General features: G+C 61.3%; 17 protein-coding genes and 1 tRNA gene. 9 read left to right on the top strand and 9 right to left on the bottom strand.

The window, feature by feature from the left end:
• The first annotated feature begins 4 nt into the window (after positions 1-4).
• Positions 5-412 (top strand): hypothetical protein, encoded by a 408-nt coding sequence (locus BLW56_RS19055; protein WP_093512715.1) that lies wholly within the window; start codon positions 5-7, stop codon positions 410-412.
• Between the two features lie 12 nt (positions 413-424).
• On the opposite strand, the gene BLW56_RS19050 is transcribed toward BLW56_RS19055, so the two are convergent.
• Positions 425-1423, bottom strand: coding sequence for a 2-hydroxyacid dehydrogenase (locus BLW56_RS19050; protein WP_093512713.1), 999 nt, complete (start codon positions 1421-1423; stop codon positions 425-427).
• A gap of 126 nt (positions 1424-1549) precedes the next feature.
• Here BLW56_RS19050 and BLW56_RS19045 point away from each other — a divergent pair, with 126 nt between their 5' ends.
• Positions 1550-2008, top strand: a complete 459-nt coding sequence (locus BLW56_RS19045; protein WP_093512711.1) for an SH3 domain-containing protein — start codon at positions 1550-1552, stop codon at positions 2006-2008.
• 41 nt (positions 2009-2049) lie between these two features.
• On the opposite strand, the gene BLW56_RS19040 is transcribed toward BLW56_RS19045, so the two are convergent.
• The 3 genes from BLW56_RS19040 to BLW56_RS19030 all read right to left on the bottom strand — a co-directional run bounded on the left by BLW56_RS19040 (position 2050) and on the right by BLW56_RS19030 (position 4425).
• The gene (locus BLW56_RS19040) at positions 2050-2448 is read right to left on the bottom strand and encodes a hypothetical protein (protein WP_143043521.1); all 399 of its coding nucleotides are present in this window, start codon (positions 2446-2448) and stop codon (positions 2050-2052) included.
• Between the two features lie 128 nt (positions 2449-2576).
• The gene (locus BLW56_RS19035; RefSeq protein ID WP_093512707.1) at positions 2577-3044 is read right to left on the bottom strand and encodes a hypothetical protein; all 468 of its coding nucleotides are present in this window, start codon (positions 3042-3044) and stop codon (positions 2577-2579) included.
• 193 nt (positions 3045-3237) lie between these two features.
• Entirely contained in the window at positions 3238-4425 is a 1188-nt protein-coding gene (locus BLW56_RS19030) for an acetyl-CoA C-acyltransferase (RefSeq protein ID WP_093512705.1), read from the bottom strand.
• Positions 4426-4618: 193 nt separating this feature from the next.
• Between BLW56_RS19030 and BLW56_RS19025 the strand changes: the two genes are divergently transcribed.
• The 5 genes from BLW56_RS19025 (at position 4619) to BLW56_RS19005 (ending at position 9070) form a co-directional block, all read left to right on the top strand.
• On the top strand, positions 4619-5005 hold the full coding sequence (locus BLW56_RS19025; RefSeq protein WP_093512703.1) for a hypothetical protein: 387 nt from the start codon (positions 4619-4621) through the stop codon (positions 5003-5005).
• Positions 5006-5132: 127 nt separating this feature from the next.
• On the top strand, positions 5133-6587 hold the full coding sequence (locus BLW56_RS19020) for a coniferyl aldehyde dehydrogenase (RefSeq protein WP_093512701.1): 1455 nt from the start codon (positions 5133-5135) through the stop codon (positions 6585-6587).
• Positions 6588-6652: 65 nt separating this feature from the next.
• Positions 6653-6737: transfer RNA gene (locus BLW56_RS19015), tRNA-Leu, on the top strand.
• 248 nt (positions 6738-6985) lie between these two features.
• Positions 6986-8557 (top strand): tyrosine-type recombinase/integrase, encoded by a 1572-nt coding sequence (locus BLW56_RS19010; protein WP_256203699.1) that lies wholly within the window; start codon positions 6986-6988, stop codon positions 8555-8557.
• 9 nt (positions 8558-8566) lie between these two features.
• Entirely contained in the window at positions 8567-9070 is a 504-nt protein-coding gene (locus BLW56_RS19005; protein ID WP_093512697.1) for a DUF6118 family protein, read from the top strand.
• On the opposite strand, the gene BLW56_RS19000 is transcribed toward BLW56_RS19005, so the two are convergent.
• Complete coding sequence (locus tag BLW56_RS19000; RefSeq protein ID WP_143043520.1) at positions 9065-9748, bottom strand: response regulator transcription factor; 684 nt, start codon at positions 9746-9748, stop codon at positions 9065-9067. The two genes, BLW56_RS19005 and BLW56_RS19000, sit on opposite strands and share 6 nt — an antisense overlap.
• An 11-nt stretch (positions 9749-9759) precedes the next feature.
• Positions 9760-10983 (bottom strand): sensor histidine kinase, encoded by a 1224-nt coding sequence (locus BLW56_RS18995; RefSeq protein WP_143043519.1) that lies wholly within the window; start codon positions 10981-10983, stop codon positions 9760-9762.
• A gap of 223 nt (positions 10984-11206) precedes the next feature.
• Between BLW56_RS18995 and BLW56_RS18990 the strand changes: the two genes are divergently transcribed.
• The gene (locus BLW56_RS18990) at positions 11207-11593 is read left to right on the top strand and encodes a helix-turn-helix domain-containing protein (protein ID WP_093512690.1); all 387 of its coding nucleotides are present in this window, start codon (positions 11207-11209) and stop codon (positions 11591-11593) included.
• A gap of 36 nt (positions 11594-11629) precedes the next feature.
• Here BLW56_RS18990 and BLW56_RS18985 read toward each other — a convergent pair whose 3' ends face one another.
• Positions 11630-12370 (bottom strand): helix-turn-helix domain-containing protein, encoded by a 741-nt coding sequence (locus tag BLW56_RS18985; RefSeq protein WP_093512689.1) that lies wholly within the window; start codon positions 12368-12370, stop codon positions 11630-11632.
• Between the two features lie 120 nt (positions 12371-12490).
• Complete coding sequence (locus BLW56_RS18980) at positions 12491-13048, bottom strand: hypothetical protein (RefSeq protein ID WP_218140561.1); 558 nt, start codon at positions 13046-13048, stop codon at positions 12491-12493.
• A gap of 28 nt (positions 13049-13076) precedes the next feature.
• On the opposite strand from BLW56_RS18980, the gene BLW56_RS18975 reads away from it, so the two are divergent.
• Complete coding sequence (locus tag BLW56_RS18975) at positions 13077-13550, top strand: hypothetical protein (RefSeq protein WP_093512685.1); 474 nt, start codon at positions 13077-13079, stop codon at positions 13548-13550.
• Here the strand turns inward: BLW56_RS18975 and BLW56_RS18970 are convergent.
• Complete coding sequence (locus BLW56_RS18970; protein WP_093512683.1) at positions 13547-14596, bottom strand: phosphatase PAP2 family protein; 1050 nt, start codon at positions 14594-14596, stop codon at positions 13547-13549. The two genes, BLW56_RS18975 and BLW56_RS18970, sit on opposite strands and share 4 nt — an antisense overlap.
• Positions 14597-14617: the final 21 nt, after the last annotated feature.

Raw genomic sequence — 14617 nt, 5'->3', positions numbered from 1 at the left:
ATGAATGGGGAGCGATGTTAGCTCGGCGAGCCGCGTACTTCGCTTGCCTGATGAGGATTTGATAGAGATCGTTTCGACGGAAAATTCGGGTGGTTTCGAATCTCACGTGTTCGAGGCCGCAAAGGCAGAGCTGGAACGTCGAGGCTTGCCGGAAACTGTTGCCGCCAGCATTGCAGAGGCGGCTCAAGGACGGCGGGAAGAACACAATGAACGCGCGACAGAGCCACTCAGCAATGCAGGGTGGGTCGCGTTTATTTTGTGTGGTCCGATATTGCTCGGGACGATCGCGGTCGTCATAATTTTTGCGTCGATTGGACAAACGCAAAAGGCGAAGGATGCGCTTGGAGCTATCTTCCTGTCTTTTGTCTTCTGGGCGCTGGTGGTGGCTGTTCTGACTTTCGTCTTTGGCTGATCCAGCCTCGGCTTAAGCCCACCCCTCCAGCACCTGATCAGGCGGACGGTGGCCGTCGCACCAGGCGCGGATATTGGCGATGACCTTTTCGCCCGACGCTTCGCGGCCCTCGATCGTTGCCGAGCCGAGGTGCGGGAGCAGCACGACATTGTCGAGCGCGAGCAGCGCGGGGTCGACTGCGGGTTCGTGGGTGTAGACGTCGAGCCCGGCGCCGGCGATGCGTCCGGTCTGAAGCGCCGCGACCAGCGCCTTTTCGTCGACGATCTCGCCGCGTGCGGTGTTGATGAGGTAAGCTGTCGGCTTCATCGCGCCGATGCGGGCGGCGTTGACCATCTCGTGCGTTTCGCTGGTGTGCGGGCAGTGGATCGTGACCACGTCGCTGATCCGCAGCAGCGTGTCGACGCTGGCGTGATAGCTTGCGCCCGATTCCTCCTCGAGCGCTTCGGGCAGGCGGCGGCGGTTGTGATAATGGATCGACAGGCCGAAGGCGCGGGCGCGGCGCGCTACCGCGAGGCCGATGCGGCCCATGCCGATGATGCCGAGCAATTTGCCGCCGACGCGGTGGCCGAGCATCGCGCTCGGCGCCCAGCCGGCCCATTGGCCCGAGCGCATGAGTTTCTCGCCCTCGGCAAGGCGGCGCGGGACGCTGAGGATCAGCGCCATCGTCATGTCGGCGGTATCTTCGGTGAATACGCCGGGCGTATTCGACACCATAATGCCTTTTGCCCGCGCGGCGGCGAGGTCGATATGATCGACGCCGGCACCGAAATTCGCGATCAGTTTCAGCCGGTCGCCCGCGGAGTTGATGATATCCGCATCGATTTCGTCGGTCACCGTCGGTACGAAGACGTCGCAGTCGGCTACGGCGGCCTTCAACTGGTCCCGGGTGAAGGCTTCGTCGCGTGCTGACAAAGAGACATCGAACAATTCGGCCATGCGGCCTTCGACATGCGGCATCAGTTGGCGGGTGACGATGACGCGCGGGCGTTTGGGACGGGATGAATCGGGCATGGCGCCGATAGAGCGCGCCGCGCAAGGACGGTCAAGAGCGTCCGCGATGAAAAAGGCTGGGGACGAACGCAGCCTTTTGCGCGGCGAACGGTTGAAATGCGGGTATGAGTTTGACAAGGCAGAGCAATGACCAGCCGCCATATCTTGATCGCCGCCGTGCTGATGGCCACCGTGGGACCGGCCGCCGCACAATCCGATGTCGAATTGCCTTATTGGGCGTCGATCAACGTCGACGAAGCGCGGATGCGCAAAGGGCCGTCGCCCGATGTCCCTGTGACGTGGGAATATCGGCGCAAGGACCTGCCGGTAAAGGTCGTCGCGCGCTTTGAAACCTGGCGCAAGATCGAAGACCCCGATGGCACGCAAGGCTGGATGGCGGCCCGGCTTCTTAGCCGGACGCGCACCGCGATCGTCACCGGCGAAATCCGTCCGATGCGTGAGGATGCGAGCGCGTCAGCGGCGGTTGCCTATCGCGCCGAGCCCGGCGTCGTCGGCCGGATCACCGATTGCAAGAACGGCTGGTGCCTGTTCGACGTCAAGGGTCGCAAGGGCTGGATCCAGACCGACCATATCTGGGGCGACTGATCGCGCTTCCAATATCGGCCGGTCCTGAATCCGCCGCTTGATCAGCTCTTTTTGGGCGTAACCGTCACGGCCATTTGGTCGGGCGCGGTGGCGGTGAAGCTGCCATCCGCGGCGACGGGCGACAGGCTCCAACACACTTCGGCCTCATCGCCGTCGGGGTCGAAACAGTCCTTGCCGTCCTTGTGCGTGAACTTGCCTTTATTGACGGTCTTGCCTGCCGCGTCGGTGTCGACATAGGTGCCATCGGCGTTGATGACCGTCGAAGCCATCGTCCCATCGGCCATTTTGACGTCATAGCTGCCCGGCGCGGTGCCCGGATTGGCTGCCGGGGCGGGGGCGGCCGTTTCGGTCGGCGCGGCGGCGGTATCCTTCGACTCTTGGGCTTTTTGCGAACAGGCTGACAGCGCGGTCAGCGCGGCAAGAAGAACGAGCTTTTTCATGTCGATTTCTCCCAACAGGAATGGGCGCAGGCTATGCTTTCCGCGCGTTTCCAGCAACGACAATCGCGCCACGAAAAAGGGCCGATGGTTGCCCATCGACCCTCTTTGAAACGAAAGGATATTATCGTTTAGCGGCGCCAGTTGAAGTGGTTGCGGTATACCTTCACCACCCGGCCGTTACGCTCGTTGACGAGCAGCAGGTCGTTATAGTGGCGGACGTAGGTCAGGTTGCGGCCCGCGCGCGGCACGCCCCAGCGGCTGTCCCATGCCGGGCGATAGCTGGGCGCATAATAGTTCGAACGTAGGGTCGAGCCGACGCGGAACGACTGATATTTGAACGGCGCGCGATAATTCTGGTAGCGCGTGTCGCGGCGCCAGTCGCGCTGGCTTTCGCGCAGATCCTGACGGGCATCGCGCACGTCGCGGCGGGCATCGCGAACGTCGCCGCGGTCGCCATAGCGTTGCGCATTCCGCAGGTCGCGCTGTTCCTCGCGCAATTCCTTGCGATCGTTGCGGATCTCGCGGTTCTGTGCCTGCGCGGCGGCCGGGATCATCATCGCGGCGATCAGGCCGGCGGTGAGAAATTTGCTCTTCATTGTGCCATTCCTTTTCAATCGGTCAGGGGGAGGGGATCTGCCCGATGACAAATATGGAATAGGCGATTCGATTTGAACGGAGCCGGAATGCGCCGTTTATTTTCAGGACATTAGTGTCGCAAATTGTCGCGGCTAGGCGACGAAACGGCGCCGTCTTGCGACGGCGCCGTGGAACTTTTCGAAAATGGGCGGTTCAGACCAGTTCGACCGCAACTGCCGTCGCTTCGCCGCCGCCGATGCACAGGCTCGCGATTCCGCGCGTCTTGCCGTGGCGCTGGAGCGCCGCGATCAGCGTGGTGATGATGCGCGTGCCGCTGGCGCCGATAGGGTGGCCGAGCGCGGTTGCGCCGCCATGGACGTTGATCTTCTCGTGCGGGATGCCGAGGTCGTGCATCGCAAACATCGCGACGCAGGCGAAGGCTTCATTGACTTCGAACAGGTCGACGTCGCCGATCGCCCAGCCGGTCTTCGCGAGCAGCTTGTTGATCGCCCCGACGGGCGCGACGGTGAAGTCCTTCGGTTCCTGTGCGTGCGCAGCGTGCGCGACGAGCTTAGCCACGGGCTTGGCGCCCTTGGCGTCGGCAACCGACTGGCGCGTCAGTACTACGGCGGCCGCGCCGTCCGAAATCGACGAGCTGGTCGCCGCGGTGATCGTGCCGTCCTTCGCGAAGGCGGGCTTCAGCGTCGGGATCTTGTCGGGCATGCCCTTGCCGGGGGCTTCGTCGGTGTCGACGACCACGTCGCCCTTGCGGCCCGAGATGGTGACCGGAGCGATTTCACTGGCGAAGGCGCCAGCAGCGATCGCGGCCTTGGCGCGGCTCAGCGATTCGATCGAATAATCGTCCTGCGACTGGCGGCTGAGCTGGTACGCATCGGCGGTATCCTGAGCAAAGGTGCCCATCGCGCGGCCGGCTTCATAGGCATCTTCCAGACCGTCGAGGAACATATGATCATAGGCGGTGTCGTGCCCGATGCGCGCGCCCGAGCGGTGCTTCTTCAGAAGGTACGGCGCGTTGGTCATCGACTCCATGCCGCCCGCGACGACCAGGTCGACGCTGCCCGCGGCGAGCGCTTCGGCGCCCATGATCACGGTCTGCATACCCGAACCGCACACCTTGTTGACGGTCGTCGCCTGCACCGACTTGGGCAGGCCCGCCTTGATCGCGGCCTGGCGCGCGGGTGCCTGGCCGAGGCCGGCGGGAAGCACGCAGCCCATATAGATGCGCTCGATGTCGTCGCCCGACACGCCGGCGCGCTCGACCGCTGCCTTGACCGCGGTCGCGCCGAGATCGGTCGCGCTCGCGTCCGACAGGCTACCCTGCATGCTGCCCATCGGGGTGCGCGCGTAGGAAAGGAAAACGACGGGATCGGTGGCGGTCATATCGAGAGACTCCGTAGGGGAAAGATACGTCGGCGGGTCGCTTAGCGTCTTTGCTGCACTTGCGAAAGGGGGCGTGCCTATTCGACGGTCGACGGCGGGCGGTCGCGCGGCCGCCTGGCCATGAGGCAGCCGATTAGGAAATCCTCAACAGTGGGTATCTAGAAGCGCGGGCGCAACAGGGAGGTCGGCTACCATGCTGAGAACATTGGTCTATGTGATTGCGGTTCTTGCGATGGCTGCCGCGGGCGTCATGGCCTTCCGCGAGCCACTGACCGTCGCGCTGATCGACCAGGTTGCACCCAAACCACCCGGGCTTTTGAAGAATGCATCGCTCGACGACCCCTATGCCGCGACCGAGTTCCACCGCGCCTTTCCCGAAGGAAGCGATGAGGCTGCCCTGCGCAAATGGCTGGTCGCCGAGAAATTCGAAATTACGGAAGGGGGCACCGAACGCCGGTCGGCGTTGCTCGAGATACTCGACAGCAAATGCGGAAAAGAGTTCAAGATAAATTGGTTCGTCAATTCCGACGGGACGATCCGCAATGTGCGGGCCTATGGCGGCGACGCGCTTTGCTTCTAGCGCCCGACTTGCCAGCCCGGGGATAACCATTGTGCCGCCAACGGAAGATCGATCGATCCGTTTCACCTTGCAACCCGACGCGCGGCATGATCAAACGTCGCCCGCACAGCTTTAGGGGAGATGGGTCATGGCTACCGCGATCAAGCAGGATATTGCCGGCGAAACGGCGCGCATGCACGAAGTGCTCGCGGCGCAGAAGGCGAGCTTTACCGCTGCCATGCCCGAAAGCCTGAGCGTCCGCACCGACCGCATCGACCGCGCGATCGCGCTGCTCGTCGATCATAGCGAGGACTTCGCAAAGGCGGTGAGCGAGGATTTCGGCCATCGCAGCCGCGAACAGACGCTGATGACCGACATCATGCCGTCGGTGAGCGCCCTGAAACACGCGAAAAAACATATGGCCGCGTGGTCGAAGGGCGAGAAGCGCAAGCCGACCTTCCCGCTCGGCCTGCTCGGCGCGAAGGCCGAAGTCGTGTACCAGCCGAAGGGTGTCGTAGGGGTGGTGAGCCCTTGGAATTTTCCCGTCGGAATGGTCTTTGTGCCGATGGCGGGCATTCTGGCAGCGGGCAACCGCGCGATGATCAAACCGTCGGAATTCACCGAAAATGTCTCGGCGCTGATGGCGCGGCTGGTGCCCGACTATTTCGACGAAAGCGAAATGGCGGTGTTCACGGGCGATTCCGACGTTGGCGTCGCGTTCTCGAAGCTTGCTTTCGACCATATGATCTTCACCGGCGCGACCAGCGTCGGCAAGCATATCATGCGTGCGGCGGCCGATAATCTCGTGCCTGTCACGCTCGAACTCGGGGGCAAGTCGCCCACCTTCATCGGACGCAGCGCAAACAAGGATCTCGTCGGCCAGCGCGTCGCGCTCGGTAAGATGATGAATGCGGGGCAGATCTGCCTCGCGCCCGACTATCTGCTCGTCGCCGAGGACCAGGAAGGCGCGGTGATCGACAGCGTAACCAAGGGCGCGACCGCGCTGTACCCGACGTTGCTGGCGAATGACGACTACACGTCGGTTGTGAACACGCGCAATTACGACCGGCTTCAGAGCTATCTCGCCGATGCACGCGAGAAGGGCGCCGAGGTGATCGAGGTCAATCCGGGCGGTGAGGATTTTGCAAGCTCGAACGGCCACAAGATGCCGCTCCACATCGTGCGCAACCCGACCGACGACATGAAAGTGATGCAGGAGGAAATCTTCGGCCCCATCCTGCCGGTGAAAACCTACAAGAGCATCGACGACGCGATCGATTATGTGAACGCGAACGACCGCCCGCTCGGCCTTTATTATTTCGGTCAGGACAAGAGCGAGGAAGATCGCGTGCTGACGCGGACGATCTCGGGCGGCGTCACGGTCAACGACGTGCTTTTCCATAACGCGATGGAGGATCTGCCCTTCGGCGGGGTCGGACCGTCGGGCATGGGCAATTATCACGGGGTCGACGGATTCCGCACCTTCAGCCATGCGCGCGCGGTCTATCGCCAGCCGAAGCTCGACGTTGCGGGATTGGCGGGCTTCAAGCCGCCCTATGGCAAGGCGACTGCAAAGACGCTGGCGAAAGAGCTCAAGAAATAGCTTGGCAAGATGCGGCGCTTCGCCCTAGGGGAAGCGCCGCGCTGTCCGGCGCCCCATGATCATGGGCCCCTGTGGTGAAATTGGTAGACGCGCTCGACTCAAAATCGAGTTCCGCAAGGAGTGCTGGTTCGAGTCCGGCCAGGGGCACCACTTTCCGTTCTCATGACGACCCACCGCCATCGACAAAACGGCGGAAATCTGCCATTTTCTCCTTGGTCTTGTCTTTTGACGTCCGAGAATATTTCACTCGATCTCAGTGGAAATGGGGCCACCGGATAGGGCGATGGCCCCAACATCAATTTCCGGTGGCCCCATTCATCTCCGAGATGTCGTGTCGATGATCCGACGCTGGCCAAGGCCTGCTTGCAGGAGTTGAGTCGATGTCTCTTACTGATGTTATGATCCGGTCGTTGAAGGCCAAAAGTAGACCCTACAGCCGGACCGACGGGAGGGGCCTTTATTTGGAAGTGCGACCGAGTGGGGCGAAGCTTTGGCGGTTTAAATATCGCTTTCTCGGAAAGACGAACCGGATCGCCTTGGGTGCTTATCCCGAAGCGCGGCTGGCGGAGGCGAGGCAACTGCGGGATGATGCGCGGCGAAAACTACGCGATGGCATCGACCCGCTTGCCGATCGCAAGCGCGATAAGCTCGTCGCGCAATTCAAGGCCGCAAACACCTTCGGTGATCTTGCGAAGGAATATATCGAAAAGACGGTTGCGGAGGGCCGCGCTGAGGCAACCACGACAAAAGCCATTTGGCTTTTGGATCAGCTCAAGCCCATTGCGGGCATGCCGGTAGCCGACATTAAACCGATCGAGATACTTGCAGCATTAAAGAGGATCGAGGCGCGCGGAAAGCACGAGACCGCGCGCCGCGCGCGATCATTCGCCAGCCGCATCTTTCGCTACGCTGTGGCAACGGGCAGGGGCGAGTCTGATCCAACTGCAGTCCTGCAGGGGGCACTAATTACGCCTCGCGTGACGCACCATGCGGCGTTGCTCGAACCTGGCGCGGTAGGGGGACTCCTCCGCGCGATCGACAGCTATCCCGGCAATGCCATCACCCGCCTCGCCTGCCAGATCGCGCCACATGTAATGGCGCGGCCGGGCGAACTGCGACAGGCGTTGTGGGGCGAGATCGACTTCGACAAAGCTGTTTGGACCGTGCCGCTGGAGCGCATGAAAATGCGGCGGCCCCATGCCGTGCCGTTATCGCGGCAGGTGCTTAACTACCTTAGGACTCTGTACGACCTGACCGGTCCCAAGGGTTTTGTCTTCCCCGCCTTCCACACCTCGCGTCGGCCCATGAGCGAGAACACGATGAACCAAGCCTTCCGTAGGATGGGATATGCCACGGGTGAAGTGACGGCGCACGGCCTCAGAACGACGGCTTCCACGCTGCTCAACGAAAGCGGAAAGTGGCATTCCGATGCGATCGAGCGTTCGCTCGCGCATGCCGATGCAAACGTGATCCGCGGAATTTACAATCGCGGACGCTATTGGGACGAGCGTGTCGCCATCCATCAGAAGGATGCGATGGCCAGGGCGGCAAGGGAACTCGACGGGGTTCGGCCCGACGGTGCGCGCGATCTTGGCGCCGCGATCGCGAGGGACCCGGCGCTCACCGCCGAGGCGGCGAGCGGCCGTACCGAGCGGGCGGTTCAGGCGATGCGCGCCGAGCGGGCGCTTCGCATCGATACGCAGGCCCGCGCCGACCGGTTCGTTGCCGAATGGCAGGGAGCCGCGAAACGGCTCCAGCAGCATAAACGCGCCCATGATCATGTCGGCGCTGAGCGGGCCGGCAAGCAGCTTGGGGATATGGCCAGGAGCCTGCACCGCGACCCGCAGCTCGAGTCGCTGCTCCAGAATCGCCGCGCCCAGCTCGGTCTGGACGCCATGAGCAAGAAACCGCTGTCTCAGGATCTCCAGCAGTGGCTCGTCCCCTCGCGTTCGCGCGGACTTGGACTTTAGGGTTGCCCCATGACACAGGACACACCCCCCGACATCCTCTCCGCCGATCAGGCGTTCGATGCGATGGGACAGCGGCTTGCCGGCCTGACGGCTTCCGTCGATGGCTTTGCCGCGCGCCAGCAGGAGCTCCATGCGCGCGACTATAGCCCGGAGCTTGGACGCATCCATGATCGCTGCGACGCGATCGCCAAGGAAATCGCGGCGATGAAAGATCGCCCGGCGCTGGCCCTGTCGCCGCAGTTGATCGCTGGTCAGATTGAGGCGGCGGGCAAGAGCGTGCGCCAGGATGACCACCGCGCATGGGACAATGCGCAGCAGCAGCTCGAGGCCGCGGCGCGCGGCATCACCGCGGTCACTGCATCGGCGAACAGCGCGCAGCAGCAGAAGTACTGGTTGGTTGTTGTCGCGATCGTAGCGGCCATCCCCAAGGCCGTAGGAGAAAGCCAACACTCATGCCCGCGCCTGCGCGGTCCGGCGAGGTCGTATTACTCCGGCCTTCGACTGATTCTATGACTCTCCACCGTCGGTCCCGGCATCTGCAATGTGCAAAGAATAGCCTTCCCGCCGCTTAGCCGCGACGATCGCACGGTTGGTGACCGCCGACAGGCTCCGGCGAAGCGCACTGGCACAAGCGTCCAAGGCGTTATCGGTAACGATAGATTCGCCCCAAATTTCGTCCAGCAGTTCGTCTCGACTTATTACGCCGCCGCGCGCCCGGGCGAGCGCCAACAGCATGGCGAAGCTGCGCCCCCCTAGCTCGATCGTTCTTCCATCCCATGTTGCGACGTCGACGTCGGCATCGATACGGAGCGGGCCGATCACGACGGGATCCGGCTTACGCAGCTGGTCGCGTGCGAGAAGGGCTTTCACTCTGGCTACCAGCTCAAGGAACGCAAATGGTTTGCCAAGATAGTCGTCCGCTCCGGCCGAGAAGCCGTCAAGCCTGTCATCGAGGCCGGTTCGAGCGGTCAGAACCAGGATGGGAATGCCGAGTTCCGCCTTGCGGATTGCACGGCAGAGATCGAGCCCGTCGCTGTCGGGTAACAGGAGATCGAGAATGATGGCATTGAAGCGACCGGAGGCTGCCAGGTTTTGCACCCGACTACCCACGCGTTCCCACTGTACGGAAAGGCCGCGAGCCCTGAGACCATGGCTGATAAAACGTCCGATGCCGACATCGTCTTCGACCAAGAGGACATTCACTATGCTCGCTCCAGCTTGATTGCGACCGTCACGGCGCAGCCATCGGGGCGGCGCCACGATCCGATGTTACGGGCAATGGCGCGACCGTTGTGCTGTTCGGCGACCCATCGTGTCATCGCGAGGCCCAAGCCGCTACCGCCACGCGCTTTACCAGCGTCGGTTTGATAATAGGCGTCGAAAAGCAACGGCAACTCATCGGGCATGACCCCTGGACCGTTGTCAGTCACGGTGATCTCGGCCATTCCGTTGTTCTCTGCAAGAGTAAGGGTCACTTGTCCGCCCATCGGAGAAAATTTCAGAGCGTTCTCTATCACTGCGAGAAGCGCCCTTTTCAGCCAGATGGCGTCGCCGACAACATCGACAGGGCTGTTAGGCATGGTTATCTGGATCGAAACGGAAACCGACGCGGCGAAAGAACTGGCATCCGCTACCGCGTCTTCTGCGATGGTGCGCAGATCAACACGTGCAGCGTCTAGGTGTAATTTTCCGTCGGATGCACGCGCGATACCAATCATCTCCTCGATTCGGTGATTAAGGAATTTCGCGGTCGCGTTGATGTGCTCGAGCGATTGACGGATCGCCTCGATGTCCTCTGCATCTGCCAGCGCCATCTCGGCCTCGCCCCTGATCGCTGTTACGGGAGTGCGGAGTTCGTGGCTGGCTTTCGCAAAGAATAGCCGTCTGGAAGCATCGACCTCGTCAAGTTCCACAGCCCACTGCTGAAGCAAATGCTCAAGGTGCCGCGATCGTCTCAAGAAGAGCAAACCACCGACGAATACACAAAGAATCACGGCGACGCCTAGCAGTGCCGCATAGCCCTTTACCGCAAGGTTTGACCGCTCCAGATGTTGATTGGCTCTCGCGGCGGCCGCCATTTCAGCGTCGGCCCACGCCTTTGCAAGCGCGATGATGGTCGTGCGCGACTTTCCTTGCCGATGTGCTTCCAAAAGCGCGGTTGGAGCATCGCGGGAAGCCAATGCGTCGGGACGTGCCATGCCGACGGCCGGATCGCCAACGTAGCGCACCTCGTAGCGCGAGATGGCTTCGATCATCTCGTCCCGAGACACCCCGCTGTTCAACCCGTGAAGAAGTTGCGCGGTGGCCGCGGTATCCTGCGCATACAAGCCAGCGCGATGAGCATCAGTGTCGTAACGCTCGAAAAGAATTAGGAACTGCACCAGCGCGAAGAGAATTACTGCGCCGAAAGCATAGGTTACCAGCACTGCAATCCACGAACCATGCCCTCGCTCGAGCTCGGATCGAAGCCTGAATAGCTGCCTATCTCCCTCTGCCACCGGCCAAATCCCCGCTTAGGCGGCTTCGGCGAAGGCGAAACCGATTGCACAGCCGAGTTATCAGGCTGCATTTTGCGAAACCTGACGAGCTGATCAGGTAACGTTGTTGCATAATTGGTAAAACACAGCCCTTCACGAAGGGCAAGCGAGCATGCAAGGCAAGTACCAAACTGAAACGATCCGCGACCCTTTTCCGCATCAGGTTGCCTTTGGGGCAAGATTGCGGGGACTGCGTGAGCAACGCCGTATAGGGCTTCTATCCTTTGCGCGTCTGGTGGGGGTGAGCAAACCAACGGTATGGAAGTGGGAAAGTGGCGTGGTGCGTCCACGTCAGAGATCGATCGAAGCGGTCGCCTCTATCCTTGGAGTGTCGGAGAAAGAACTAATATTTGGTCGGGGGGACGGACAGGAAGTAAAGCCAAGGCCAGTCCATGCATCTTCGCAGCGATTGAGCGAGGTGATCAGCGCTTGCAAGGAACAAATTGCCGACGCTGCAGGAACCGACGCGGACAATATTGCGATTACCATTCAGATTTAGGTCCCGATTCGGACACGTTCGGCTTTGCGGCTTGGGTCAATAGCGAAGTGTGATTGTAACATTATTCGCATGTGTTCCCGCTAATTCAGCGATGCGCTCTTTGCATTCCTCTACGGTTCCGGCTAACGAGGAGGGGAGCGACGGTGTGATCGGAACGGTGACGGGTTGCTCTACCGTCACCCATTTTCCCGTCAACAGCTCACGCTCGGACACGCCAAGTGTAGCGCGCAGCCTATCCAACGATTTTTGGCGCGGACGCACGTCGTCATTTTCCCACTTCCATAATGTCGGCTTGCTCACGCCAACGGCTTTCGCGAGGGCAGTCAGGGTGAAGCTTCGGGCCAGCCTCAGCCGCCGCAGCCTCGAACCGAATGTCTCTAAAGCCTCGGCAGAACCGGGCGTCCCTTCTCCATGGCCGGCATGGGTTGGCCGCTGAGCGAACTGCCCGTCATGCGCGGGCGCGCTTTGCAGCAGCGCAGCACTGAGTGCCGAGCGGCTCAGCGGTGTCGTGAACTTGCATCCCGAGAGCCCGTCGCTGGCCCACATCACGACCGCGGTTGTCGCCTCGCGATGAGGCAAGAGAATCGCAAGGGTTTCGCCGATCTCCAAATTTGCGCTGCTCTCCAGCAAGAGACCGGTTTCCGAGATGTTATGGATCAGAGCTTGAGCCGATGGCCCATTTGGCTTGGAGGTCGTTATCGAAAGATGCAGCAGGTGCCGAGGATAGCCGCGCAGGTTGGCGACATCGCTCGTTTCAAGTCTTGCTCCAATCGTCATCGCCGTTTCTCCATCGTGAAACGGAATCTGTAACGAAAGCCGTAAAGTATCAGTAAAGAAGCAACCCGGAAACGCTTGGGGATTGGTCGATCAGGGTATCAAGCGATGTGCATCCGCTCCTCAAATAGCCAGCACGACACGATCGGACGGCGCGTCATAACGTACCTCCACGCCCCGACGACGGATCTCTTCGAAGCTGACGAACCCACCGGAACGGGGTCCGCCAAGCCGTCGGGCCACATCGTTGCGACCGAGCCTGACCAGAATTTCATTCAGCTTGTCGCGTGCGATGGACAGCGTTGAATCTTCGCTGACTCGAATCGCGGCAGGGCCGATATCCACACCGTTGACGCGCAGTTCTTTGCGCATATCGATCGCCGAACCGCCTTCGCCGGCCCATGAATAGGGATCGGACAGGTCGAACTTGACGCGCACCAGGTCGGCGGGATGCGTGGAACGGGCATCATGCCCCGCGCCAGTCGGAATTTCCGTTCTGGCGAAAATGTGGCTGGCGTCCGTCGGCAGGGCGGCGGCATCGGCACGCAACTGCGCCGCCTCCTCGTGCTTGAAAGGAGTAGGGGGAAGCAAATCGACACTGACGGACTTACGAAAACGGTCCCGGGCAGTGAGACTGTCGGGCACCAGCGTCAGGTACGAGACGCACAGGAGGGCCGTCATTGCGATCCCAAACGCGAAGTAGAACGCGATGGCTCCGAATTCCGTTTTCGGCTCTGTCAACGCTCAACGCCCCTTTCTCGACGGCGGCAATATCGGCCAAAAGCAACCAGAGGTAAACTTGCAATATCATTCGGCGGTTTCGGATCGCTTCGATGTGCTTCCGCCTCAGTCCACTGGCGCCTTTCCTTTTGATCGCAAAGCAGAACGGCCAACCTCTTTCCGGGTTTATCAAATTCTAACCAATTTGCGGCAAATCGCCGACATGACCCAGACGCTTTCCTCTTTCGTCGGCCTTGCCCTGAAGGCTGGAGCGGTGCTGCTCGTCTTGAACGAGGTTCGCGGGCTTATCCTCGCCGTGCCCGTGCTTTTCGCGATGTACGAAGCGGGAGGCACCTGGATGGCGATCTGGATCGCCCTCTGTTCGCTCGGCGGAATCGCGCTTTCGGTCGTGGTCCCGTTGATTGTTGCCCGAAAACTGCTGCGCCGAATCCCCGCTGCCTAGGCCATTGCCGGCGACCGTTGGCCTGCCGCGGCACTGCGCCGCACAAATTGGCCCGCGAGGACCCATAGCAAGCCTGTGACCGCGATCGAGACGTAACCGTCAACGGCATAGTGGTAGGCCAGATGAACCGAACCGATCAGGATGGCGACAAAGAAGGTGCCGAAGAACAGGCCTGCACGCCTTGAAACATGCCGCATCGCGAGAAAGAACAAGAAAGCCAGCGATACGTGCATCGACGGCATCGCGCTGATGCCTCTGCCCAGCCCTTCGTTTCCGGCCTGATGCCATGCGGCGAGCTGGTCCTGCACCTGCAGCACCATTATTGGGAAATGGGTGTTGGCGTGCCGCAGATATGCCATCTGTTCCTCGAACCTTGAATCGCCCAGCATCGGCGCCAGAAAGCAAGGGCCGACTGAAGCCAGCGCCGTCGCCATGACCACGCCGATCAGGGTCCAGCATGCGAAATAGGAGATCAGGAAGCGGGCGCGCAGTTTGCGATCGTCCACGAAAAAGCAGAACCAGATACCACCGGCATAGATCAGCAGAATCCATAGATGATAAAGAATGGAAAGCGCGGAACTCACGATCGGATAGCCGACGATCGGTTGCAGCAACCTCCAGGCGTCGGCGCCGTGCAGCGCCCGGTCGAGCGCGATCCAGCTATCGTCCCAGACATAGGCGTTGAAAAGCGGTATGGCGCCTTTCATGGCCGAGAAGGCGGGCATGAATACAGCCAGCGCGATCAGCATCGGCGCGCCGCGAGCGAGCCTGACGCCAAGATCGTCCGTCGTGAACAGCTGACCAAGAAAAGCCAGCGGACGGTCAGGGCGATGCCGCCACAGCCGGGCCGCGATCACGACCACGACGGCGAACAGCAAGGCCGAGAGATACAGGATCAGGTTTGCGATAACGCCGACCGGTCTGAACCCGTTGACCCCCTTCGTTGCCAGCAGGCCCATGAACAGGGCCCAGATGATCAGGCCCCCGGTCAGAATGGCGCGATCTTCTGTAAGGCCGCGGCGAAGTGAAGAGGCCGGTCCCGACATAACAATGATTTCCCCCAAAAG

It is taken from the genome of Sphingopyxis sp. YR583 (assembly GCF_900108295.1).
Classification (GTDB): domain Bacteria; phylum Pseudomonadota; class Alphaproteobacteria; order Sphingomonadales; family Sphingomonadaceae; genus Sphingopyxis.
The sequence above is the reverse complement of the archived record's forward strand: the minus strand, read 5'-3'. Positions and strand labels throughout refer to the sequence as shown.